Here is a 25,607-nt window from a genome sequence, read left to right as displayed (position 1 = left end):
GATGCGCCAGTCGCTCAGCAATGCTCGCTCGTTGCTTTTCGTACCCGGCGACGATGCCTACAAGGTCGACAAAGCGCTCAACGGCGCCGCCGACGCCGTGGTAATCGATCTTGAAGACGCGGTCCTTCGGGAGCGCAAGGACCAGGCACGCACGCTCGCCGTCGACGCGGTGGGCGCAGCCCGCGGCCTCGGGCCACTGGTCGTTGTCCGCATCAACGCACCCGACAGCCGGTGGGGGGCCGCCGACCTCGCCGACCTCGCGAACACGCAGGTGGACGCGCTGATGCTTCCGAAGGCCACGCCCGAGGCACTCGCGCTGATGCCCGCCGACAGCGCGCCTGTGATCGCACTCGTCGAGACCGCTGCCGGGCTGCGCTCGGCATACGAGATCGCACGCGACCCACGGGTGGCCGCCCTGGCACTGGGCGGCGCAGATCTGGGCGCCGAACTCGGGCTGGAACCGCTCGCCGACGGCGCCGAACTGATGTACGCACGATCGCGTCTGGTCGTGGACGCGGCGGCGGCGGGCTCACGCCGGCCCTTCGACGCCGTGCATCTCGCCGCCACTGATCCGGGCGCCCTGCGCGCGGAGGCCGTCCGCGCCCGCGCGCTGGGCATGGGCGGGAAGCTGTGCATTCACCCGGCCCAGGTTTCGGTCGTCCATGAGGTCTTTACACCGTCGAAGGCCGAGGTGGAACGCGCGCGGCGGGTGCTCGCCGCGCTCGACGAAGCCGCGGCCGGCGGGGCGGCGGTGGCCGTGGCGGATGGCCGCCTCGTGGACGAGCCGGTCGCCCGCCAGGCCCGCATGACGCTGCGACTAGCCGCTGTCCACTGAGGCCACCGCCTACCTCGATTTCGCCAGACCCGGACGTCTAGGAGACATAGCAGTGGAGCTGACGAGCGAACAGCGCGACATGATCGGGCTGGTGCGGAAGTTCGTCGACGCCGAGGTCGCGCCGCAGGCATCCGAACTCGACCACCGCGACCAGTTCCCGACCGAGATGGTCGAGCAACTGAAGCAGATGGGGTTGTTCGGCCTCGTGATCCCGGAGGAGTACGGCGGCCTCGGCCAGGATCTCGTGACGTACGCCCTGGTGATCAAGGAGCTCTCGAGAGGCTGGATCAGCCTCTCCGGAGTCGTCAACACGCACTTCATGGCCGCCTGGATGATCCAGCAGTACGGCACGGAGGAGCAGCGACGGCGACTGCTGCCGCGCATGGCGACCGGTGAGCTTCGCGCCGCCTACTCGATGACCGAGCCGCACGCCGGATCCGACGTTCAGGCGATCACGACCCGGGCGCGCCGAGACGGCGCTGAGTACGTCATCGACGGACGCAAGATGTGGGCGACCAACGGGCTGCGCGCCGACCTGGTGATGCTGCTCGCCGTCACAGACCCGAACGCCAGGCCGCGCCACCGCGGCATGACGGCCTTCGTTGTCGAGAAGCGGGCCGGCGCGCACGAGCAGCCCGGCCTGCTCGTGCCACCGCAGCTGAAGAAACTCGGATACAAGGGTGTCGAGTCGACCGAACTCGTCTTCGACGGCTTCAGGACGCCGGCATCCTCGGTCCTCGGCGGAGAGACCGGGCTCGGCCAGGGATTTGCCTATTTCATGTCCGCTGTAGAGCTCGGCAGGGTCAACGTCGCCGCCCGCGCCGTGGGGCTGGCGACCGCGGCCTTCGAAGCGGGTGTGAAGTACGCCCAGCAGCGCGAGGCATTCGGTCGGCCGATCAGCAACCATCAGCTCATCCAACAGAAGATCGCGCAGATGGGCACCAAGATCCGGGCCGCGGAACTCCTCCTGGAAGACGCCGCGCGAAAGAAAGCCAGCGGAGGGCGAGCCGACCTCGAGGCCGGGATGGCGAAGTACTTCGCAACCGAAACCGCACATTGGTGCACCGTCGAGTCCATGCGTATTCACGGCGGCTACGGATACTCGCAGGAGTTCGTAATCGAGCGGCTATACAGGGACGCACCGCTGCTGATCCTCGGCGAAGGCACCAACGAGATCCAACAGCTGCTCATCGCCCGCCGACTACTGGAGAGGGATGCGATCTGACATGACAATCCACCCCCCCGCGCTCGGCCGTTACTACGAGGATTTCGTGCCAGGCGACGTCTACCAGCATCCGTTAGGCCGGACGATCAGCGAGGCCGACTGCACCTGGTTCACGTTGCTGACCTGCAATACCAACCAGAATCACTTCAACGCCCACCTGGCACGGCAGAACCCCGTGTCAGGCGGCCGCATCCTGGTCAACTCGGGATTCACCATCGCGCTGATCCTCGGCCTCTCTGTCATCGACATGAGCCAGAACGCGGTCGCCAACCTGGGCATGGACGAGGTCCGGCTGACTCACCCGGTCTACGTCGGCGACACCCTCTACGCCGAGAGCCTGTGCACGGGGACCCGGCCGAGCGGATCGAGACCGGGCTACGGAATCGTCTCGATGACGACGCGGGGGCTCAACCAGGACGGCGAGGATGTGCTGTCCTGGCGGCGATCGGTTCTACTTCCCGGACGGGACAGCGGTGCCGAGCAAGGCTACTTCCCGCAGGCAAAGAGCGGACCGTTGGCGTGACCCCGCCACCCAGGTGACCGTCTGACACCACACGGACACCCAGGGGATCGCCTGTGGCACAGAACGGGACGATCATCGTACGCAAGCCCAGGTCCGGGGCATGGTCGACGGTGTCCACACCGACGTACCGTAAGGTGGGATTCATGGTGACGATGCGCATGGACGGCTCGTCGGGGCAAACGTCTGACGCCACTCCGGCGCAGCGCCCCTCGGCCTCGCCGCTCTCGAGATCTGTGAAGACCTCCGAACGTATCGCCGCGGCGCTCGTCGAGGAGGTGATCCGGAAGGGCCTCGGACCGGGGGACCGTCTTCCGAACGAGGCCGCAATGGTGGAGCAGTTCGGGGTAGGACGCGGTTCGCTCCGCGAAGCCCTGCGTATCCTCGAGATCCACGGCCTGATATCACTGAAGTCGGGCCCCGGTGGTGGCCCCACAGTGCTCGCGGTCGACCCGTGCAACGTCGGGCGTACGTTCTCGCTCTATCTGAGCCTTCGTCGCGCCACAATCCAGGAGCTCATCGAAACCAGAATCTTTCTGGAACCGATGGTCGCCCGCATGGCCGCAGAGAACCCCGACCCCCAGGCTAGACTTCAACTCGAGCACGCCCTCCAGATCGAGGCGAGCACCCCGACGGGGGACATGCGCTACATCGACGCCGCGAACGAGTTCCACTACGTCATCAGCAGCATGACGGGCAACAACGTCCTCAATCTTGTCGCGACCGCTCTCAAGGAACTCTACACCACGAAGGTCGTCTCGGGCGGTATCGCGCGCAACACGACGAGCGAAAGCATCCGTGACGAGCACCGGCTGATCGGACAGGCAATTCTCGACGGAAATGCCGACCAGGCCGAACGGCTGATGCGCGAGCACATGCAGAAATATCTCGGCCACATGCACGAGCGTGAGCCCTCGTTCACCTGCTCGCCGATCACCTGGGGCTGACCCGGCACCCAGGCCAGACGCCTCGACGGGGCCCCTCGGTGCCGCGGGTACACGATCCGCGCCCGCCCGAACGCGCTGCTCGACACGATGGAGGAGCTGTCCGGGATCAGGCCGGTGCTCGACTACGTCGACCGGCATTTCGTCGCCGGCGCGGACCGCCTGCGGGCCCAAGCCGCGCTGGGGCGGCTGGAGGCGGCGATGGGCCGGGGCACCGCGCCGTCCGCCGACGGGCGGCAGGTGCTCGACCGGGTCCGGGAGGAGATCGCCCGGCTGCGGCGGCATCGGCTGCTGCTGCAGATCGAGGCCGCCGCGGCCCTGGCCTCGCTGGTCGGCGCGGCGGGCACCGCCGCCGGTGGCCGGCTGGCGGCCGAGGGTACGGCCACCGAGGAACTGCTCACGCTCGCCACCAGCGGCGACCTGGCGTCGATGGTCGGCTGTGCGCCCGCGGCGAGCGGCGCCGAGGCGGCGGGGGCCGCCGAGGCCGCGCTCGGGCGCTGGCGCACCCGTGTCGACGTCCCCGCCGGCTCCGCCGCCCAGACGCGCCTGCTCGGCTTCATCGGCCGCGACCCGTCGTGGCAGCCGTCCCATTAGAGGCGCTCGACTGTCAGGGCTGACCGAAGGAGGGCGGCGCCCGGATGGCCGTCCGATGGCCCGTCCGGGCCTGGGCTGTCCACCGGGTGAAAAACGGAAAGAAGTTCCAGCGCGACAGGCACCCGAGCCGACAGGAACCGACAGGATGGGACCCATGCACACGCGCGGCAAGTCCCTGTTGTCGATCGGCTCCGAGGACTCCGTCCTCTGCCTGTGGTCGAAGGGCTCCGTCCTGTCGATCGGCTCGGTCGGCTCGGCGTTGTCCATCGGTTCGATCGGGTCGACCGCGTCGATCTTCAGCGTCGCCTCCTTCGCCAGCATCGGTTCGATCATGAGCGGCGCCTCCCGCTGGTCGCTGATGTCCTGGCGAACCCGGTGGGCGACGATGTCCGGCTCCTCCGTCCACTGACAGCGCAGCGGGTCCGACGGAACCGGTCGACTGAACGGGTCGGCGCGACGGTGCCTGTTCGGGGGCGACAGGCGGCCTGGGTATTTGACTGGTGGATGTGTCGAACCGACCAGCCGAAGACAGGCCGGAGGCGGGCGCCGGCCTGATCGGCGTCACCGGGGCCACCGGGCGGCTGGGTGGCCGGGTCGCTCGCCGGCTCGCTCAGCTGTCCGCCCCGTGGTCGCCCTTCCGTCAGGGCTGATGCATTGATCACCCCCAAGACTGCCGACTTCCGCCAGAATATAATCGTTGCTTCCCATGGCTACGATAAGGAGTGCTATTGTGAAAACAATTGGCGATGGGGGGCGCGTTCTCTTCTATGGCCCTAGAGGAATTGCCGACTGGGCCCTTCTTCTCTGTGACGCCTCTGTCACGTCCACCCGCATGTCCTTCCCGATTGATCCACTCTTGGCGGTCGAAGGGGGCCTCGTTCGCATTTTCTGCGCTTCGGATTCGGCGCAAGGCCCCGAAGCTCGCGAAGCGACTGTCAAGATTATCGCCCACGAAATCGCCCCGCCCCTCTGGGAAGAAGCGGATGACGCCATCGAAACGTCATGGTCGCCCACCGAGTCGGGGCTCTTCATTTTGGACACAGGTAGTTATGACCACAAGTATATCGATCCTCTCCCGTTTGGCGCAGACGACTATCGACTCCGCGTTGAGGCCAGGCGTAGCCCGTGGCCCGAGATCATCCGCATTTCCCTGTGGCCAGGAAAGCTGGCACCTAATCTCGTCCACAAGATCACCAGCGAGATTGGTAAGGCTCTGGCCGCCGAAGGACCTTATCAGCCAGGGCGGCCAGGATAGGGCATGCACGTGGTAAAGATCGTCGAGGTGAGGTTCGCGCCGGCTGACCGCGTCCGCCCTATCTGTCAAGATTCAGAAGCTCAGCGACGACCAGTTCGCGAATAGTAGTACCCTGCCAGTGAATAATCCAGATAGGGTCCCACTACGCAGGTGTCCGAGAAACGGGGCTCACCTCAGTGCGACCGTCTGGCAGCGGCAAGGCGCGGCCAAGGCGTGCACCCTCATTTCGTGGCCCCTGAGTGCGTGACGGCGCTGTCCGGTGGCGGGATCCCACAACCGCACCTGGTCATCGTTGGCTGCTGCGCTAGCGAGCAGGGTGCGGCCGTCGGACAGCGGCAAGGCAGCCAGGACCAGCACCGCGTCGATGTTGCCGGTGAAAGCGTGGTGGCTGGTGACGTCCCAAGCGGTATGGACCTCGCCGGGAGCGCCGGTGGGGTGGGATTTGGCGGAGGGGATCGTCGGTGCGTGGGCCGGGGAGGTCAGATGGCGTGTGGGGAAGCGTGGTGGTGTGACGGGTTTGGCGCGCCCGGTGACCGCGTGGCTGAGGTGGTCGAGGAGGTGCTGGCCGGCCTTGTCTGCGTCGTGATGGTCAAAGAGGTCGATGGAAACGACCGCGCCGAGGAGTCCGGGCCGCGGGCAGTCCTCCACGCGTACGGGCAGGAGCTTGCGGGCGAAGCCCTGGGGGTCCGCGGCATGCGCGGCCTGCCACTCGGCCTGGCCGTAGACCGAATTGAGGTAGGCGCCGGAGAGCACAGCTATGGTGCGTTGGGTGTCTCGTACGCCTTGCTGCATGCGGACCTGCCAGTTAGATCCCGCGACGAAGTCCCATGCCTGGACGAGCACACGGTAGCCGGCTTCTTCGAGCTGCCAGGAGATCCGACGTAGTTCCCGTGTGGCATGACGGAAACCTCCTGACCGACCTCACGGGTGCGTTGCGTGCGGGTGGCGTCGATGCCGTCGTGACAACCGGGGCCGTGCCACCCCTCCCCCGCGAGCGCGGCGGTGCGCCAGTGACGATGGTCGCCGGTAGTGGTGTGGACGGACGGCTGCTCCGTCTCGCCGGAGTGGTCAACGGTAGCGACGTCGTCGCGCTGCCTTCAGCGGGTGAGCCCCGCCGCGTGCCGAACGGGCGGCGCGCACTGGTCGTCGCCGACCAGGTCGGCACGCCGCGCACGGAGTTGCGCGTCGGCGTTGACATGCTGGACCGCGCCGGCGTCGCATGGGGCCTCGTCCTCGCCGCCGATCCGTTGCTCGCTCGCTTCGCGCTCCTCAAGGCACTGCTCGTCCAGATCGCTCCGACGACCGGGCGGGCCGCGGTCATCTCCGGCTCGTACGCCACACCGTTCGATATCGCCGGGCCGTCGACATCCGGCCATGCCGATGACCGTCCCGGGGCGCTGTTCACCTCGCGGTGCGACGTTCTCCTGCTGAACGGTCACGCCAACGCGTTCGACGCCTCGGTGGGCCCGGGCGCCGTGCTGTGCGCGCGGGCGGGACGCATCCACGATCGCGGCCCGGCGGTCCTGCCGTGCTTCAACGACGGCACCTGCTTCCGGCAACCGAGCTCGGGCGGGCGACGGCTGGTCGCGCTCATGGAGACCGATGCGACCGTCCTGGTGCTGTCGGGCTGCGAGCTGATGCCGCTCGGCCCGAGCTGGTTCCGCGCCGAGTCGAGCCTTGCGCACCAGGCCGCTGCCTCCCGGAGCCTGGCCACGATCGTCTCGTCCGACGTGAGCCAGGGCGTCCTCGAGCTCGACCTGCTCACGATGGCCCTGATCGCCGACGGACGACCGCTCGGTGAGGTCGTCCGGGCCGTCAACGACCGCCGCCGTCGCCACGGCGGGCCCGGGCCCGGAACCGGAACCGGCGCGAGCGGACCGTTCGTGTTGCTGGGCAACCCCGCACTGGTTCTGACGGGGTCGCCGCCGGTGCCGGTGCCCTGCCGATCCGTCCCCCTCGCCGACGGCGGGCGCAGATGGCACATCGACCTGACGGACGTCGGGCCGTTGCCCGCCGAGGGTGCCCTCGTGCGGGCGGAGATGACGCTTGAGGAGTCGGCGCCCTTCCTCCTCCTGCAGAGACGGTCCCCGGACGGTTGGTGTCGCGGCGTCCATCACGCGGGCGCCGGCGGTGGCGCGCTCTACGCATGGGTCGCCGGGGCGGGCGCCCAGGAGCTGGTGGTCGACACGCTCGGCCAGGAGCCGTGGCAGCCCGTGCGCGGTGTCCTTGCCGGGCACCTCGCGAACGGACCGTTCTGGACGCTCTTCCTCGAGGACTGCCGGCAGGCGCTGGCCGGCGCGGACCGCTCGACCGAACCGATCGAGCGGTTGCAGGCCGACACCCCGAGCCTGATCCGGACGCTCGCCAGCGGCGATGTCGCCCTGCGCGCCCCGGCCGGCGTGCTGATCGACGAGGCCGCCGGCGACGCGGTCTGCGCGGCGCTCTGGCGGATGTTGCACGGCTGGCAGCGGCGGCTGCTCGACGCCGTCGTCCACGGGGTGGCGGAGGTCGGCCGGTTGCACTCGTACGGCTCGTCTCCCTATCTGCACCTGGTGCGCTCGCTCGAATCGGCCGGCCCGTGCCCGTGCGGGGAAGGAACGCTGACCCGGCAGGTGTTCGAGACCTCCGGCGGCCAGGTGCGCCGTGTCGAAGCGCTCTGCGCGACCTGTGGCGGCGGCATCGACGACGACGGCAGGCATCGCGTGCTGCTCGAACGGCAACCCGTCGGCACGCTCGCCATCGCCCGGCGGATGGTCCAAGTCGCCGGGGCGCCCGGCGACCGTCACCCCTGGTGATCTCCGCCGGCGACAATTCGCACCACGCCGGCCACGCCGTCGACCTCGACCAGCATCCCATCGGCGATCGCATCGAGCGCGCCGCGCACCCCCACCACCGCTGGGATGCCCAACTCGCGGGCGACGATCGCCCCATGGCTGAGCTCCCCGCCGGCACTCGTCACGAGGCCGCCCGCGCGCGCCATCAGCGCGACCCACGACATGTTCGTGTTCGGGCACACCAGCACGCCGCCGGCCGGCGCGCGCGCCGCGTCCGCGCTCGTGCGCACCACCGTGGCGACACCCACCGCCACGCCGGGCGACGCGGCGACCCCGCGGAGCGGCGACACGGCCGGCAGCACTGCGCCGGCACGCTCCTCCGTTTCGGCGGCCGCTGCCACCGGGCCGACCGCCGGCATCAGGCGGCTCCAGTCGCGCCACTCGTCCCGACGCCGTCGAACCAGCTCGCGGCGGTCCTGCGGCCCGGCCATGACGTCGGCGACCTCGTCGACGTGGAGATACCAGATGTCGTCGGCCCGCTCGAGCACCTCGTCGGCGACGCAGCGCGCGCCCACCCGCAACAGCGCCGCCCGCGTGGTGGCGTGGAGCATGCGGTCGAGCCAGTAGTTGTGGTCCTCGACGAGCGGGAACACGGCGCGGGCGAGCGTGACCGCCTCGTCGAGGCGGGTTCGGTCCGCCTCGACGGCGACCCGCCCGCGCAGCTCGGCGAGGAACGCGTCGCCTGCGGCGAGCGTCGCGGCCCGCCGATCGCCCGGCGGCACGTCGGTGGCGCCCATCCGCCGGGCCTCGGCAAGCACCCGCGACGGCTCGTCGGCCCACGTGGTCGCGGCGAGGTCGTCGCTCTCCGCGCCGAGGTGACCATGGGCGGCGAGGCAGCGATCGAGCGCCCTGGCGAGATCCTCGCCGGCGTCCGGCGCAGCCGCCGCGCGCTGGATCTCGGCGAGCGTCCACAGGTCGACCTCCACCTGGTGCATCGTCTCGACCCGCCCGGCGGTCAACCGCCACGCGTTGGCGGCGGTCTCCTCGCCGAACAGGTCGCGGCAGGTCGCCGCCAGGTGGCGCACCCCGGCGAAGCACGGGTAGAGCACGACGAAGTGCCAGTACCACGCCTCCTCGATGACGTTCCAGACGGCGTGCCACGCGGCGACCCGTTGCCCGCCGGGCGGACCGTCGACGTCGAGGCACTCGATCTCGGCGTAGATCGCCCGCAGCCGTGGCACGACGGTCCGGTGCCAACGCGCGACCACCGTGCGAGCTCGCTCTAGGTTCTCCGCCTCCAGCCGCCGGCGTGCCTCGTCCAACTCGTCCACCGGCGACATGTAGTGCCAGCGCACGTACACCCTTCCGTTGAACACCACGGCATCGGCGCGGCTCGTCCAGCCGAGCTCGTCCTGCATGCGGCGCAGCCCCGCGTACATGCCGAGCCGGGCGTAGTCGCCCCCCATCGGCGTCACGACGGCGGGGAAGTGGATGTCCTCACGCAGCCAACTGGTGGCTTCCTCGTCGAGGCCGTCGAGCGGGAAGCGCGTGGTCCGGGTGATGGGGCGGGCCTGCAACACGAACAGCGAGTCGCCGACCCGGGCACCCTCGACGTCGACGGGCTGGCCGACGAGACGCTCGATGCGGAGCACCAGGTCGGTGACCTCGCGCAGGGCGCCGGAGTCGAGCGGGGGTTCGGCGCGCTCGCGCGCCGGGAGCGGCTCGGTCGCGACGCCGCCACCTGCCGACGCGACCAGGCGAACGGACTGATCGCCACGACGGTGCTCGATCGTCTCCCCCGTGTCGCGCAGCAGGAGGTACGTGTCAGGCCGCGCCGTCCCGTCGGCGATCACCGCGCCGAGTCCCCGCGCCGCGCTCACGACGAGCTCAACGCCGTCCTGCTTCGGCAGCGGGTTGCTGCTGAACGCCACGAACGAGACGTCCGCCGGCACCATCACCTGCACCAGGACGGCGATGCGCACCTCGCCCGGCACGCCGAGGCGGGCGCGGTACGCGAGCGCCACGTCGGCGACCGCCGAGCGCGCGCACTCCCACACGGCGGCGACGACGTCGTCCGCCCCGACGACGTTGAGGAAGGTGTCGTGAATGCCGGCGAACGAGGCCGCCGCGCCGTCCTCGTCGAGCGCCGACGAGCGCACGGCCACGGCGAGGGCGCGCTCTCCGGCCAGCGACTCGTAGGCGCGCCGGATGTCGCGCTCGACCGTCGGGTCCGGCACGCGGCGGGGGTCGAGGGCCGTGACGCAGAACCCGGGCGGGACCGGCGCGGCCGCGACGAGCCGCGCCAACGCCGCCGCCTTGGCGCCAACGAGGTCGTCCCGCTCGGTGCCCGGCGCGCCCAGCGTCAGGACGCTCGCGAAGGTGCGGTGGAGGCTCATGGGAGCACGATGTCGCAGCCGCCGTGCAGGCGGTCGACTGACATCCCGCGCCGCCGGGCCTCGGCGACGAGCCGATCGGCCGCCAGAACAGGCCGCGCATCGGGGCGGAACGCCGTCGCGGTGAGGAAGTGCACCCACGGCTCGTGGCCCATCGCGTAGACGAACGCGCGCTGGCACCCGAGCGCACCGAGTAACGCCAGCGCCTGCACGTCGTCGGAGCCGGCGAGGCGCCGGGCGGCGGCCCGCTCGCGCGACGGTTCACGGCGGAACAGCGGCCCGTACAGCCACGTCAGCGGGGCGCCTTCGCACTCCATGCCGAGGAACACGACGTCGACGCGTCCGACTACCTCGCGCAGCACGTCGTACAGCGACGCGTCGAGGACCGCCGAGTCGGCGGCGAAGAGCAACCGTGTCCCCTCGGTCTCGATCAGCCAGCCGGCCTTGGCCGCGATCGCAAGGTCGCCGTGCTCGCCGAGGAACGGCACGGCGACGATGCGGCCGCGCCCGTCGGCGACGACGAGCTCGTCGAGGTCGCCCAACTCGACGACGTCGTGAAACCCGGCGTGCTCGAGCGCCAGGCGCGGTGAGGGGTCCTGCAGCGCCCCGGTCCCGCCGCGCGGCACGACGACGGTGCCCAGGCGGTGACGCAGCCGCAGCAACGTTTCGAGCACCAGGTGGTCGTGATGCGCGTGCGTCACGAGGGCGAAGTCGATGCGTTCCGGGAGGTCGGCCGCGCTGACGCGCGGCCCGGCACCTTCGAAGGCATCGGGGAGCAGGGGGTCCACGAGGAAGCTTGTCCCGGCCATCTCGACGAGCACGCACGCATGCCCGATGTAGCGCACGCGGAGCGCGGTCCGCGGAGCGCTGTCGCCAGCGACGGGCGGAGTCGCAGTGACCAACCGGCGGAGCTTGGCGGCACCGTCGGCATCGAGCTCGAGGCAGCTCGCGAGGTCGTCGAACGGCATCGGAGCGCGAACGCTGGCGAACAGGGCGTCGACGCCGGGGTGGTGGAAGGGCACGCCGGCCAGCAGCACGTCGGGAGCGTCGAGGCGCGGGGTGCTCAGCGCGAACGGCCGATCGTCCGAGCCTGCGAGGCTCAACGCCAGCGCCTGGTCGCGGCCGCCGGCGTAGTAGCGCTCGTAGAGCAAGGCTTCGAGCAGGCGGAACGAGCAGTGGTCGTCGAGGTCGTACGTCAACTCGACGCATCCACGCAGAGCGGGCGGGAGCGACGCGTACAGCGGGCCCAACGGGACGCCGGCCGGCGCGGCGACGATGTCGGCTAGTTCGTCGAGCGCCGCGCTCAGCGCGACCAGGTCTGCGCGCTCACGGCGACGTCGTTCGCCGAGCGCGGCGACGTCGGCCGAGCGGTCACCGGCGACGTCGACGAACGGGCCACCCGCCAGCGCTGGCGATCGGGCGGCCTGCTGGTGCACGCTCGGCGCGGCGACGTAGGAGTCGATGATCGACTGGTGCCGATGAGTGAGGTGGCGACTCGCCGTCGCCGGTGCGACGAGGTGGGACCACGCGTACCAGCCACCGACGAGTGGCTCGACGCGCACATCGACGCGCAGGCCCACCGGTGCCGCGGTCATCGCGGATACGTGCTGCCTGCGAGACCAACCCGCCCGCAACCGGCGAACTCGCACGAGCGCTCTCGGCACACGATAATCTAGTATACGCACTACGGACGCCCTGGCTGCCGGACCAAGCAAAGGCGACGAGCTGATGACCGTGCCAGCCGCGACCCCGGAATGGGAACGTGTCGTCGCGCAGATCCCGGCGCGCCAATCCGGCCCGATGGCCGCGTTCGATCTCGGCACCGTGGCGGTGGCAGCCGTGGCGGCACTCGTGCATCGTTACCACGACCGCGACGACGTCACGGTCCCCCTGAGCGTGCGCGTCGGCGCCCGATGCGACGACTGCTCGGTGTCCACGGCCATCGACGCGGCGACCACCTTCGCCGAACTCGTCGAGCAGGTCGCGCTCGTCGAGCGGGTCGCGCGGCCGCAGCCCACGCCGCCGGCCGGCCGGCCGCTCGGCAGCGGCGACCTCGACCTCGCGTGCACGCTCGCCGACCGGACCGACCTCGGCCCACCCCCCGGCTGGCGCGGCGACGTCCATCTGCTGCTCGTGCCCGGCGACAGCACCGTCGAGCTGACCGTCGCTCACCGCCGGGCGCAGGTCGCTCCGAGCGAGGCAACCGCGCTGATCGGCCACTACGAACGCCTGCTGGCCGTGGCGCTGTCGGCTCCGACGAGCGCTGTCGCCGACGCCGCCCTGCTGTCGCCCGCCGAGGTGCACATCCAGGAGGCGTGGCTCGAAGGCACGGCCGTCGACCTGCCCGCCGATGCCACGATGCACGGCCTGTTCGAACGCCAAGCGCGCCGCTCGCCGGACCGCCTCGCCGCCGTGTGCCCGGCGGAGCGCGTGACGTACGGCGAGCTCGGTCGGCGTGCCGACCGCACGGCCGCCGCCCTGCGCGCCGCCGGCGTGCGGCGCGGCGACGTGGTCGCGGTCGCGGTCGCGCGCTCCTGCGCGCTGCTCGTCGCCACGCTCGGCGTCCTCAAGGCCGGCGGCGTGTTCATGCTCGTCGACGTCACACAGGCGGCGACCCGGCGCGAACGCCTGCTCGACCTGTCCGGAGCGCGGGCGATCGTGACGGCGCCGGAAACCGCCGGGGCGATCGCGCCCGGCGCGCACCGCACGATCGTGACCGTGGCCTCGTCGAGCAACGGTCACGAGGACATGCCGCCACTCGACATCACGGGCACCGATCCGGCCTATCTCACGTTCACGTCAGGATCGAGCGGAGAGCCCAAGGGCGTACTGATCCGGCATGAGTCGTTCGTGAACCGTCAGCTGTGGCTGATTGAGAATCGCCAGCTCGGGAGCGACGACGTGTCCCTCCAGCGCACCGCCGTTTCGTTCGACCCGGCGATCTGCGAGATGTTCCGGTTGTTGCCGGTCGGCGGCCGCGTGTGCTTCCTTCCTGCCGGCGCGGAGCGCGATCCGGCACTCGTCACCGATGCCATCGAGCGCCACGGCGTCACGATCGTCGACCTGGTCCCTTCCCCCTTGATCGCATTGCTCGAGTACGCCGAGGCCGCCGGGCGGGCTGGGGCGGTCAGCTCGCTGCGGTGGGTGCTGGCCGGCGCCGAGACGCTCGACCCGTGGGTTGCCGAACGCTTCGACGAGCTGCTCGGACGCCGCAGCGGCACCCGGCTCGTCAACGGCTGGGGCGCCACCGAGGTCACGGTGGACGTGACCGCGTTCGTGTGCACCGGCACACCGTCCGGCAGGCGGGTGCCCGTGGGCCGCCCGATCGACAACGTCGGGGTGGCGGTCCTCGATCGGCGTGGCCGGTTCATGCCGATCGGCGCGGCGGGCGAGCTGCACGCCGGCGGCCGGTGTCTCGCGGCCCGGTACCTCGACCCCGAGCTCACCGCCCGGCGCTTCGTCACGCGCCCCGCCGGCGGCACGCGTCGCCTGTACCGCAGCGGCGATCGGGCCCGGTGGCGTCCGGACGACCAGCTCGAGTTCCTCGGTCGGTTCGACGACCGGTTAAAGATCCGCGGCACGCGGTTCGAGCCGGGGGAGATCGAGGCGGCGCTGCGCGCTCATCGCGCCGTCCGCGGCGCCGTCGTGCGGGCCATCCCCGCACGCCCCGACGCCGACGCCGACGAACACGACGGACGAACGCGCGTCGCCGCGTTCGTCACCGTCGCGGTGGGCGCCGACGCGCCCGATGTGACGGCGCTGCGAGCTACGGTGCGAGCAGCTGTCGGTGCCTCGCTCGTCCCCGACGAGATCCACGTCGTCGCCGAGCTCCCGGTCACCGCCCACGACAAGCTCGACGTCGACGCGCTCGCCGTGATCGCTGCCAGCAGGCGAACGCGCGTCCACGCTCGGACGGACGTGGACGCGTCGCCGACCGAGCGAACGGTCACCGAGATCTGGCAGGAGCTACTCGGCCCCATCGACCTCCCGCCCGACGCCGACGTGTTCGACCGCGGCGCGGACTCGTTGTCTGCCGCCCGCTTCGCGGCCCGCCTGCTCGGCCGGCACGGCGTCGATCTGCGCGTCTCGGCGGTGCTGGACAACCCGACAGTGCGGGGTCTGGCCGCGCTGATCGAGAGCCACCAGCGCGGCGACCAACCGGATGCGGGGCCGCAGATCGTGCCCGTCGCCGATGCCGCCTCCTACCCGGCGTCACACAGCCAGCGGCGGCACTGGATCGTCAGCCAGTTCGACGGGGCGTCCGAGGCGTATCACGTCGTGGCCGCGCTGGCCGTCCCGGGCTCGGTCGACACGGCGGGGCTGAGCGCGGCGGTCGCCGACCTGGTCGGGCGGCACGAGATCCTGCGCACGACGTTCCACTTGGAGGACGGCGAACTGCGGCAGCGCGTCGCCGCGACCGGCGCCGTCACGCTCACCGTCCACCCCGACGGCGCGACCCGCGACGTGCTCGAGCAGGCCGGGCGGGCACCGTTCGACCTCGCCAGGGGACCGCTGCTGCGGGTCGGCCTCATCCGGCCCGACCGCCGATCCCGCGGTGGCGCGGACGAGTCGATCGTCTACCTGGCCGCCCACCACATCGTGATGGACGGGTGGTCCTTGTCGATCTTCTTCGGCGAGCTCTTCGAGCGCGCCCGGGCGCACGCGCGCGGCGACGCCGGCCCGCTCCCGCCGCCCCCGCTCCAGTACCGCGACTTCGCGGTGTGGGAACAGCACATGCTGGCCAGCGCGGCCGGCGAGCGCTCGCGACGCTTCTGGCGGCGCGAGCTGGCACCTACGCTCGCACCGCTCAGCCTGCCTCTCGACGCCCCGCGCCGTCCCGACCGGTCGCATCGCGTCGGCACGGTTCGCTTCGAGGTGAGCGCCGCCGCGACACGCCGCCTGCGTGAGCTCGCACGCGCCGAGCAGGCGACGCTGTTCGGGGTGCTGCTGACGGCGGTGTACAGCTGGCTGCACGCTCTCACCAGGCAACGCGACATCGTCGTCGGCACGCCGGTGGCCGGCCGCAGGCGGGTGGAGCTCGAGGATCTGCTCGGCTCCTTGGTCAACAGCCTGCCGCTACGCGCCCGGCTCGATCCCTCCGAGACCGGTCGGCAGCTCCTGCGGACAGTCCGCGACGTCGTCGGCCGCGCGCTCGACCACGACGCGTATCCGCTGGACCTGCTCGTCAGCGAGCTGGCGCCCGAGCGCGCGCCCGCTCGCTCGCCGCTGTTCGACGTGATGCTCGTGCTCCAGAACGTGCCGGGCATGGCGGTGGAGCCGGCCGTTGAGGTCACCGGTGCCCGTGTCCTCGACGTCGACGCGCGCATGGGGAAGCTCGACATGATCGTCACGTTCACCGAGCACGACGGCGGTCTGCGCGGCGAGATCGAGCACGACCGTGATCTTTTCACGCCCGCGCGCGTCGTGATGAAGTGCGAATTACTCCAGGCGACGCTCGAGCGCCTCAGCCGGAACGCGGACGTCTCGGTCGACGCGCTCGACGCGCTCGACGCCACGGTTACCGAAGTCGTCGCCACCACGGCGCCGCAGTCGCCAGGGCTGCTGCACGAGCACGTCGAGGCCGCGGCACGGCGCTCTCCCGACCGTCCCGCCCTCACCTGTGCCGGGCGCACGGCGACCTACCGCGAGCTCGACGCCCGGGCAACGCGCCTCGCCCGCCACCTGCGCCACCGGTACGGCGTCGGCCCCGAGCACATCGTGGCCACGGCCCTGCACCGCTCCGAGTGGATGGTCATCGTCCAGCTCGCCATCCTCAAGGCGGGCGGCGCCTTTCTCGGGATCGATCCGAACGACCCGCCCGAGCGCCGTCGCTTCATCCTCGACGACAGCCGCCCCTCCGTCGTCGTGGTCGAGCGCCGTCACGACGCGGCCGCGGCGGGCGCCGGGGCTCGCGCCGTCCTCGTCCTCGACGACGTGGTCGACATCGTGCTCGCCGACGACGGCGACAGACCCGGACCCATGCCCCGGATCAACCGGCCCAGCGACCTCGCATACGTCATCTACACCTCCGGCACGACGGGTCGGCCGAAGGCCGTCCTCGTCGAGCACGGCAACATCGTCTCGCTGCTGCGGGTGGCCGGCGAGCGGTTGACGCTCGGCGAGGACGACGTGTGGACGCTGTTCCATTCGATCGGTTTCGACTTCTCCGTCTGGGAGACGTACGTCCCGCTGTCACGGGGCGCCCACCTCGTCGTCGTGCCGACCGATGCGACGAGGGACCCGCGGCTGCTCGTGACGCTCCTCGAGCAGCACCGCGTCAGCGTGCTCTGCCAGGTGCCGACCGTGTTCGAGGGAGTGGCGCCCGAGCTGATCCGCCGGCCGGCTGCCGGGGAGTCCCTGCGGTACCTGATCTTCGGCGGCGAGCAGGTCAACCCGCTCCGCATCCGCGAGTTCCTGGCCCGCCATCCTGACTGCCACGTGGTCAACGGCTACGGCGTCACCGAGGCGACGATCTTCTCGTCGTTTCACGTGACAAGCGGGCTCCCGGGTCCCGACGACGAGGCCGGCAACGTCGGACGACCGCTCGGAAACCAGCGGCTCGATGTCGTCGACGAGCTCGGCGCGCCGGTCGGGCCCGGCGTGATCGGCGAGATCGTCGTGTGCGGTGCGTCCGTCGCCCGCGGCTACCTGGGCCGTCCCGAGGCGACGGCTTCCGCGTTCGGCACCGCCGCCGGACCCGGCCGCGAGGTGCGCAGCTACCGAACCGGCGACCTGGCCTGGCGCACGCCGCTCGGCGAGCTTGTGCATGCCGGCCGGGCCGACCGCCAGGTGAAGGTCCGCGGCTTCCGGGTCGAGCTCGACGGGATCCGCGAGGTGATGCTCTCGACGGGTCTGCTCACGCGGGACGTCGCCGTGACGGTCACCGACGGCTCCGGCCCGACGATCGTCGCGTTCCTGCGCCCCGACGACGCCGGCTGTGTGGACGAGCTGCGACGACGCCTCCACGAACTCCTGCCGGACTACATGGTTCCGGGACGGTTTGTGGTGGCGCCCGACTGGCCGCTCGCGCCGAGCGGCAAGGTCGACGTGCGCGCGCTCGCCGCGCTCGATGCCGAGCCGAGTGCACCCGCCAGCGCTCCCACGGGCGACGACGACGTGGCGGGCGTGGTCCAGGAGGTCTGCCGGTCGCTGCTGGGACGCCAGGACCTCGGAGCCGACGACGACTTCTTCGCGGCCGGCGGCCACTCGCTGCTCGCCGTCGTGCTGGTCGCCCGGATCGACGAGGCACTCGGCGTGACGATGACGGTCGAGGACGTGTTCACGCACCCGCGCCTCGGCGACCTCGCCCACGCCGTCAGAGTCCGCTCGGGCCGAGAGGCGGCACCGGCCGCGGCAGCCGGGCACGATCTCGTCGCGATGACGCTCCCGGCGCGCCATCATCCCGTCTCACCGTTGCAGCACGAGATCTGGCTGCTCGAGCAGTACCGCGACCCGGCGAGCCCACGGACCGCCGAGGTGATCGACCTGGGCACACCGTGGGATCCGGCGATCGCCGAGGCGACGTTCGCCGACCTCGTCGCCGGCTTCGAGGTCCTGCGCACCACGTTCCCGCTGGTCGACGGCCAGCCACGGCAACGGGTGCACTCCGACGGGACGGGCATCAGCGTGCTCGCGTTCAGTGACCTCAGCGACCGTGCCGACGCGGGCGCCGAACTGCAGGCTCTCCAGGAACACGACGAGCACCAGCCTCTGTCGGTGACGAGTGGGCCGCTCCTGCGCCTGCGCGTCGTGCGGATGCCGCCGGACCGCACGGTCGGCCTCCTCGTCGCGCACCACATCGTGTGGGACGGGGAGTCGTTCGACGTCTTCGCGAGCGCGTGGCGCCGACGGTTCGCCGCCCGTCGCGAGGGCGCGGGCCCGCTGGCTCCTCCCCGGCGGCAGTTTCGCGACTTCGCCGCCTGGCACGCCGCCTGGTCGGGGACCGAGCGCGGGGCGAGCGACGTCGAGTGGTGGGCGGGCACGCTGCGCGGTCTGCCCCCGGGTGACGCGGCCGGTCCGCACTCGTTCGCCGGTTGGCGCACCGGCGCCCGTGTCGATGCGGCGCTGGCGGCCGGCCTGCGAGGAGTGTGCAGCGACGCGTCGGCCACGCTCTTCATGGGGCTGCACGCAGCCGTCGCGGTGTTCCACTTCGTCACCACCGGCGAGCCCGACGTCGCCGTCTGCTCGCCGGTGTCGCTACGCGGGCTGGCGACGCTCGACGGCCAACTCGGCCCTCACCTCAACATGGTGACGGTGCGCGACCGGATCGACCCGGCAGGCTCCTTCGCCGAGCTGATCGGCTCTGTGCGAGGTCGCGCGATCGATGCCTTCGACCGGCGGCTGACACCACCGGGTGACATCGCCCGCCGTCTCGGTCGGCCGGCCGATCGACCGCTTGCACAGGTCGGCCTCACGTTGCAGTCGCAGGAGCGCGCGGCATGGCTCGCCGGGCTGACCCGGCCGGCGACGGCGGTCGACGACGCCCACACGCCGCTGTGGTTCGACGTCCGGGAGGACTCCGCGGGACTGTCCGTCGAGCTGACCGCCCAGCGGTCGACCTGCGACGAGCAAGAGGTGCGCGACCTCGCCGAGCTCTTCGTGGCGCTGCTCCGCCGGTTCGTCGAACGACCGGCCGCCCCGATCTCCGAGATCGCCGCCGAGCGCTGGTCGGGCGCTCGGCACCTGCCGATCGACCTCGACCTCTGACGAACCGCCACGGCGAGCCCGAGCGTAGTCGTACGATGACCTAACTTGACCGTCGGTCCGCCGGTCGCCGAGGGAGTGTCGATGGCAGCACAGCTAGTGACGCGAACCGCCGAGCGATACCGTCCGGACGATCACCTCGTGTGGTCGCTGTTGCATCGCCAGCAAGCGCCGCTCGTCGCGGCGAGCGCGGTGGACGACTACCTCGACGGCCTCGACCGTCTGGGCCTGCCCGCCGACCACGTGCCCGACCTCGACGCGGTGAACGACGGGATGGCCGTCCACGGTGACTGGCGATTCGTCGGAGCCGGCGGGATGGTCGACGGTGCGACGTTCTTCGGCTTACTCGCCGATCGGCGCTTTCCCGTGACGGTCGCGATGCGGCGGCGGGACGAACTCGCGTTCGCCGAGTTGCCCGACCTGTTCCACGACCTGTTCGGCCACGGGCCTTACCTCGCCAACCCGCGGACGGCCGACCTGTACCACCGGTTCGGCCGTCTGGGTTCCCGGCGCGCCGACGATCCGGTATTCGTCGAACAACTCCAGCGCTTGCTGTGGGCGACGCTGGAGGTCGGGCTCGTCCAGCACGGCGAGCAACGCAAGGCGATCGGTGGCGCGATCCTGTCGTCGGCGAGCGAGCTCGCGCGAGCCCTCGCGCCCGGTGCACTGGCACCCCGCTTCGACCTGGACACCGTGCTGGCCGGCCCCGTCGACAGCTTCCGGCTCCAGCAGCACTACTTCGTGCTCGGCGGCACCGACGAGATCACGACGGCGTTGGATGACCTCGAGATGGCCGGCTGAGGGGTCCGGTGACCGACCCGGACCCGCGGTACCTCGCCGGCGACGTCGTCGTCGAGCCGTTAGTCGATCGCTGGTACGCGTGGATCCAACTGCTGACGCCGGCGACCGCGGCCTTCCACGTCGTCGATCGGCACCTGCGGATGATGGCCTCCTACGTTCGGTCGCCGGCACTCCACGCCGCGGCCGCCGCCGACTCGGCGACGCGGAGCGGACCGTTCCTCGACCTCGGTGGCGGTCATGTGCGGGAGGTCGCCGACCTGCTCGACGCGACCCAGGCTCGGGCCGCCGGGCAGATCGAACTTGTCGACACGTTGCGCGCGCTCGACCGGATGCTCGGCGAGCGCGCCACCGGCGAGCCCCTCGACCCCTGGTATCAGTGCGTCCCCGAGGCGTTGCGAGGGCTGGTCGAGCTGACGTACGACCGCCATCACCGACCGGACGTCCGCGTCCGCGAGGAGTTGATGTACGCCAGTCCGCTGTGGGACACCTCACGGCAGTGCGTCCGGCTGGACCGGGGCCGTACTCGGCCGTTCGTCATGTCCACGCCGCGCCTCGCCGTCGTCGATGACGACGACGACACGGCGGTCGACGTCGCCGTGCCGTTCCACGCGCCCGCGCTCGACGCGCTGTTCCGAGCCCGCACCGAGCCCACCGATGTGGCCGCGCTGTCCGCCCGCCTCGGTCTCGCGCCGAGCTCGCCCGCGACCGACCGGTTCGCCGCGCTGTTCACCGACACCCCACCAACGCCGCTCGGACCGCCCGCCCGGGCCGCCGGTCCGCCCCCACGCGGCGGCGGACGCGTCACCTACTTCGGCCATGCCTGCCTGCTGTTCGAGGACGGCGACTCAAGCGTCCTCGTCGACCCCGTGATCGCCTACGACGAACCCGGTGTCCCACCCCACGCGGGCTACGCCGACCTGCCCCCGCACATCGACTACGTGCTCATCACCCACGCCCACCACGACCACGTGGTGCCCGAGACGCTGCTGCAGATCCGCCATCGCGTGGGAACCGTCGTCGTACCCGCCAACGACGCGGGCAATCTCGTGGACCCGTCGCTGCGCCGGGCAATCGAGCACCTCGGATTCGATCGGGTGATCGAGGTCCGGGCATTCGAGCAGATCCCGCTGAACAGCGGAGTGGTGACGGCCGTCCCGTTCGTCGGGGAGCACCACGACCTCGACATCGCGACGAGGGCGGGGTACCACATCCGCATGGCGGGCCGGTCGTTCCTGGTCGCCGCTGACTCCGCGAACGTCGACCCTCCCGTGTACGCGCGCGCCCACGCGCTCGTCGGCGACGCCGACGTCGTGCTCCAGGGCATGGAGTGCATCGGAGCACCGGCGAGCTGGGTGTACGGGCCCTACTTCTCGCGCCCCCTCGACCGCGACCACGACGCGACCCGGCGCGGCCGGGCGTCGAACAGCGTCGAGGCCATCGACCTCATCGAACGGTTCAACGCCGACGAGGTCTACGTCTATGCGATGGGCGCCGAGCCGTGGCTCGCACATCTGCTCGGTCTCGACGAGGGCGGTGCCTCGGCGGCGACGGTGGAGTCCGATCATTTCGTGGCCGAGTGCCGGCGCCGGGGTCTCGTCGCCGAGCGGCTGTACGGGCACAAGGAGCTGCGCTGGCCGTGACCACACCCCGCGTCCCGTCGCCCGACGACCCGCCGGCGGGCATCGGCGGCGGCCCTCCCACCCGCCTGGAGGCGTTGCACGCGCCGGGCGCCGACGCCGACCGGTCATTCTGGCTCGGCGCGATGGTCGCGCCGAGCGATCTGCTGCGGTGGTCCGAGCACTTCGTGTTCGACGCGGCCGGGGTGCCCGGCTCGCGTCACCGGCTCGGTCTCGACGCCGACTCGCGTCGCATCGTCGGGCGCATCGGGCGAAACCAACCGCTCGGCGAGTTCGTCGTCGTGCTCGCCGCGGTGGTCGCCCTGCTCCACCGGACGACCGGCCGCGACGTGATCTGGATCGAGTCGCCACTCCTGCGGCACGCGCCGAGCCGGTACCGGTCGGCGGCCACCGTACCGCTCGTCTTCAGGGTGCCGCGGCCGGGCACCCTGCGGAACCTGCTCGAGCACGTCCGGGACACGGTCGCTCGCAGTTACGCCGCGCAGGGCTATCCGGTTGGCCAGCTGTGGGCGCAGGGCGCCGTCGAGGCCACGGCCACGATCCTGGTCACCACCGCCGGGTTGCACGCCGAGCCGGCACCGACCGCCGACACCGAGGTCATGATCCGCATTGACCCGGCGGCGGGCAGCCTCGACATCGAGGACCTCAGGGGCATGTTCCCCGCCGAGTTCCTCGACCGCACCGGCGGGCACATCAACGGGATCCTGCACCAGTTCGATGCGCCCAACGGCGACCTGGGCGACCTCGCCGTCCTCACCGACGACGAGCTTGAGCAGCTCATCGCCTTCACCGACACCCGCGAACCGGCGTTACTCGGTGGCTCGCTCACCGCGCGGCTGCGCGCCGCGGGCGCGGCGACGCCCACCGCGCCCGCGGTCGTCGCGGCGGACGGCCAGGTGGTCTCGTACGGCGAGCTCGTCGATCGCGGCGAGCGGCTCGCCCACCACCTGCGAGCCGAGCTCGGGGTCCTCCCCGGAACGCCGGTGGCGACGGTCGTGACGCGCACCGCCGACACCGTCGTGGCGCTCATCGCGACCCTCTTCGCCGGTGGCGTCTACCTGCCGGTCGACCCGGCAACGCCGACGGCGCGGCTGCGAGCACTCGTCGACGCCACCGGCGCCCGCGCGCTGCTCGTACACTCCGCCCAGCTCGGGCGCGCCCTCGAAGTCCCCGAACTGCCCGCGTGCTGCGTCGACCTGCAGGTCCCGACCCTGCCACCGGCACCGTCGTCGTCGGGCCTGGACGACCGCGGCGGCACCGACGTCGCCGCCATCATCTCGACGTCGGGATCGGCAGGACGGCCGAAGCCCGTCGAGCTGGACCACGAAGGGCTCGTCAACGTCTGTCTCGACCACGTCCGTGAGCTGGGCCTGGCGGCGGGCGACCGCTATCTCCAGTTCATGTCGCTGTCGTTCGACGGATCGCTGCTCGACATCGGTATGACCCTGCTGGCCGGCGCCGCGCTCGTGCTGCCGGACGCCGCAACGCTGCTCGACCCGCGACGACTCGAGGACATGATGGTGGCCGAGGGTGTCACCGTCACGACCATGACACCGTCGTACCTGGCGCTGCTCGACGCCGGCCGCCTGACGACGTTGCGGGTGGTCGTGTCCGCGGCCGAGACCGCCCGACGCCGCGATGCGACCCGCTTCGCTCGGTCAGCGACGGTCTTCAACGGCTACGGCCCCACCGAGGCGTGCGTCAACACGACCCTCCATCGCTTCGATCCCGACAGCCCGTCGGCGACCGTGCCGATCGGGCTGCCGCGCGCCAACAAGGAGGTCTACGTCGTCGACGCCGACCTCCGTCTCCTTCCCCGCAACGCGATCGGCGAGATCGCCATCGCCGGCTGCGGGGTGGCGCGCGGCTACCGCGGCACCGCGCCCGTTGCGGACCCGTTCGTCGCCAACCCGTTCTCCCCGCATCCGGTGCTGTATCGCAGCGGAGATCTCGGCGCGTGGAACGATCGCGGTGAGCTCGTCCTCGTCGGGCGGCGCGACCACCAGGTGAAGATCCGTGGCTACCGCGTGGAGCCCGGCGAGATCGAGCACATCCTGCTGGACGACAGCGAGGTGACCGACGCCGTGGCAGTGTTCGACCCGGCGGCTGCGCAGCTCGTCGCCTGCGTCGCCGCGCCGGAGGCCGCGACGGAGGATGCGTCCGGCGCGCTCGCGGCACGGCTGCGCGGCGAGCTCGCCCACCGGCTGCCTCCCTACATGATGCCGGCAGCGATCCACGTCATGGCGACGCTGCCCCGCAACGAACACGGCAAGGTCGACCGTCCCGGGCTCGTCGAGTTCCACCACGCCGCCCGCAACCGCCAGCGGGCCACAACCGCGCCGGCCAACGAGCTCGAGGCGCAGCTCGCGGCGTTCTGGGCCGACGCCCTAGAGGTCGAGCAGGTCAGCGTCGAGGACGACTTCTTCCTCCTCGGGGGCGACTCGATCCGCGTGATCCGTGCGGTCCACCAGGCGCGCCAGGCGGGACTGGACGTGGCCACGCACGACGTCATCGAGCACCGCACCATCCGTGCGCTCGCCGCCGCGCTCGCCGAGCGCGGCGACCGCCCGCCGGACGGGATCGATGCCGAGCTCGCCGTTCTCAGCGCCTCGGAGCTGGCGGAGCTGCCACCAGGCGCCGAGTCCGCCTATCCGCTGTCGGCGATGCAGCAGGTGATGGTCGACCGCTACGAGTCGCTCCGCGACGAAGGCGCGTACCACTGCGTTTCGCGCTGGCTCGTCGAGGACGACGCCCTCGACATCGACACCCTGTGCCGTGCCGTGCAGACACTCGTCCACCGTCACCCGGCATTGCGAACGACGATCCGGCGAACCGGCGCCGGGCGGCTGGCCCAGGTCGTGCGGGCACCCGACGGCGCGATGCCCCGGTACCTCGACCTGCGGGGCCACCCTGAGAGCGACGAGCTCCTGGCGGCCGACGTGCTGAACGGCTTCGAGATCGGAGCCGACACGCCGTTCGCCCGATTCCTGGTCGTCCGGCGCACGGACGCCCGTGCCGACATCTACCTGTCCGCCCACCACGCTGTCCTCGACGGCTGGAGCCAGATCGTGCTCCAGAACGAGCTCTTCGATGCCTACGAGCGACGGGTCGCCGGGCTCCCGGTCGACGACAGGCCCCCCGCGATCGACTCCCGCCGGCAGTTCGTCGCACTCGAGCGCGAGCTCGCCGAAGATCCCGACGCGGGTGGCTTCTGGACCTCCGAGCTGGACGCACTCGCGGCCCTGCCGCGCCCGTGGCCGGGGCCGATGCAACGCGGCGCACCGGCCGAGCGCATCATCGACGTCGATCTCACCGCCCGGGTTCGCCGTGCCAGCCGTTCCCTCGCCGTGTCCCCCAAGGCACTGTGCCTGAGCGCGTTCGTGGCGGCGCTGCACCGCAGCGCCCACCTCGACACGTTCGCGGTCGGTGTGATCAGCAACGGCCGCTCGGAGCGCCTGGCCGACCCGCTCGGTGCCACCGGCCTCTTCTGGAACGTCCTGCCCGTGCGGTGCGCGGCCCGCGACCGCGGGTTGCCCGAGGCGCGCGACGTCCAAGCCGTGCTCGATCGTTACGACGCTCGCGCCGGCTATCCGATCGCCGATCGTCTCCCCGACGAAGCCGTCGCGGCGTGCTTCAACTTCGTGCACTTTCACCACGCCCGCGCGGGAGGCGGCCGCCTCCGGTTCCGTGGCGAGCGGATCGTGCACGATCGACTGCACTTCCCGATCTGCCTCACCGTGTCGATGGAACCGGTGGAGCCGACGCGCCCGCACGACCTCGTCCTCGCGGTGCGCGTCGATCACCGCCTGGGGGACGACGGCGATGTCCTCCTGGGCAACCTGCTCGTCGCGTTCGAGCTCGACCTGGCCGCGCGCGCTCTCGTCGGAGACGCCGGCGAGTCGCCGCCCAGCCGCTGACGATTTGGA

General features: G+C 71.4%; 15 protein-coding genes. 12 read left to right on the top strand and 3 right to left on the bottom strand.

What is annotated here, in order from left to right:
• Nucleotide 1 precedes the first annotated feature (1 nt).
• The 7 genes from C1A33_RS00645 to C1A33_RS33975 all read left to right on the top strand — a co-directional run bounded on the left by C1A33_RS00645 (nt 2) and on the right by C1A33_RS33975 (nt 5,373).
• Nucleotides 2-835: an HpcH/HpaI aldolase/citrate lyase family protein gene (locus tag C1A33_RS00645; protein ID WP_101829566.1), complete on the top strand. Its 834-nt coding sequence runs from the start codon at nt 2-4 to the stop codon at nt 833-835.
• A 52-nt stretch (nt 836-887) separates the two neighbouring features.
• Nucleotides 888-2,060, top strand: a complete 1,173-nt coding sequence (locus tag C1A33_RS00640) for an acyl-CoA dehydrogenase family protein (RefSeq protein ID WP_243407038.1) — start codon at nt 888-890, stop codon at nt 2,058-2,060.
• Nucleotide 2,061: 1 nt separating this feature from the next.
• On the top strand, nt 2,062-2,583 hold the full coding sequence (locus C1A33_RS00635; protein ID WP_101829565.1) for a MaoC family dehydratase: 522 nt from the start codon (nt 2,062-2,064) through the stop codon (nt 2,581-2,583).
• Between the two features lie 143 nt (nt 2,584-2,726).
• The gene (locus tag C1A33_RS00630) at nt 2,727-3,527 is read left to right on the top strand and encodes a FadR/GntR family transcriptional regulator (protein ID WP_101829564.1); all 801 of its coding nucleotides are present in this window, start codon (nt 2,727-2,729) and stop codon (nt 3,525-3,527) included.
• Between the two features lie 87 nt (nt 3,528-3,614).
• Nucleotides 3,615-4,118 carry a hypothetical protein gene (locus C1A33_RS36085; protein ID WP_243407037.1) on the top strand — a complete coding sequence of 168 codons (504 nt, stop codon included), beginning with the start codon at nt 3,615-3,617 and terminating at the stop codon, nt 4,116-4,118.
• A 154-nt stretch (nt 4,119-4,272) separates the two neighbouring features.
• Nucleotides 4,273-4,527, top strand: a complete 255-nt coding sequence (locus C1A33_RS00620; RefSeq protein WP_243407036.1) for a hypothetical protein — start codon at nt 4,273-4,275, stop codon at nt 4,525-4,527.
• 321 nt (nt 4,528-4,848) lie between these two features.
• On the top strand, nt 4,849-5,373 hold the full coding sequence (locus C1A33_RS33975; protein WP_133150529.1) for a hypothetical protein: 525 nt from the start codon (nt 4,849-4,851) through the stop codon (nt 5,371-5,373).
• Nucleotides 5,374-5,541: 168 nt separating this feature from the next.
• Here the strand turns inward: C1A33_RS33975 and C1A33_RS36080 are convergent, their stop codons facing one another.
• Complete coding sequence (locus C1A33_RS36080) at nt 5,542-6,216, bottom strand: toll/interleukin-1 receptor domain-containing protein (protein WP_243407035.1); 675 nt, start codon at nt 6,214-6,216, stop codon at nt 5,542-5,544.
• Between the two features lie 116 nt (nt 6,217-6,332).
• On the opposite strand from C1A33_RS36080, the gene C1A33_RS00610 reads away from it, so the two are divergent.
• The gene (locus tag C1A33_RS00610) at nt 6,333-8,168 is read left to right on the top strand and encodes a hypothetical protein (RefSeq protein ID WP_133150528.1); all 1,836 of its coding nucleotides are present in this window, start codon (nt 6,333-6,335) and stop codon (nt 8,166-8,168) included.
• On the opposite strand, the gene C1A33_RS00605 is transcribed toward C1A33_RS00610, so the two are convergent.
• The gene (locus tag C1A33_RS00605) at nt 8,156-10,543 is read right to left on the bottom strand and encodes a PEP/pyruvate-binding domain-containing protein (protein WP_101829561.1); all 2,388 of its coding nucleotides are present in this window, start codon (nt 10,541-10,543) and stop codon (nt 8,156-8,158) included. The two genes, C1A33_RS00610 and C1A33_RS00605, sit on opposite strands and share 13 nt — an antisense overlap.
• Complete coding sequence (locus tag C1A33_RS00600; protein ID WP_101829560.1) at nt 10,540-12,135, bottom strand: MBL fold metallo-hydrolase; 1,596 nt, start codon at nt 12,133-12,135, stop codon at nt 10,540-10,542. The genes C1A33_RS00605 and C1A33_RS00600 overlap by 4 nt, the downstream gene beginning before the upstream one ends.
• Before the next feature lie 133 nt (nt 12,136-12,268).
• On the opposite strand from C1A33_RS00600, the gene C1A33_RS00595 reads away from it, so the two are divergent.
• The 4 genes from C1A33_RS00595 to C1A33_RS00580 all read left to right on the top strand — a co-directional run bounded on the left by C1A33_RS00595 (nt 12,269) and on the right by C1A33_RS00580 (nt 25,598).
• A complete protein-coding gene (locus C1A33_RS00595; RefSeq protein WP_101829559.1) occupies nt 12,269-19,246 on the top strand; it encodes a non-ribosomal peptide synthetase in 6,978 nt (2,325 codons plus the stop codon).
• Between the two features lie 81 nt (nt 19,247-19,327).
• Nucleotides 19,328-20,044, top strand: a complete 717-nt coding sequence (locus tag C1A33_RS00590; RefSeq protein WP_133150527.1) for a phenylalanine 4-monooxygenase — start codon at nt 19,328-19,330, stop codon at nt 20,042-20,044.
• 8 nt (nt 20,045-20,052) lie between these two features.
• Complete coding sequence (locus tag C1A33_RS00585) at nt 20,053-21,684, top strand: MBL fold metallo-hydrolase (RefSeq protein ID WP_101829557.1); 1,632 nt, start codon at nt 20,053-20,055, stop codon at nt 21,682-21,684.
• On the top strand, nt 21,681-25,598 hold the full coding sequence (locus C1A33_RS00580; RefSeq protein WP_101829556.1) for a non-ribosomal peptide synthetase: 3,918 nt from the start codon (nt 21,681-21,683) through the stop codon (nt 25,596-25,598). The genes C1A33_RS00585 and C1A33_RS00580 overlap by 4 nt, the downstream gene beginning before the upstream one ends.
• The last annotated feature ends 9 nt before the right edge of the window (nt 25,599-25,607 follow it).

The sequence above is a fragment of the Frankia canadensis genome, assembly GCF_900197875.1.
Classification (GTDB): domain Bacteria; phylum Actinomycetota; class Actinomycetes; order Frankiales; family Frankiaceae; genus Frankia; species Frankia canadensis.
This window is presented reverse-complemented; position numbering and strand designations above follow the sequence as displayed.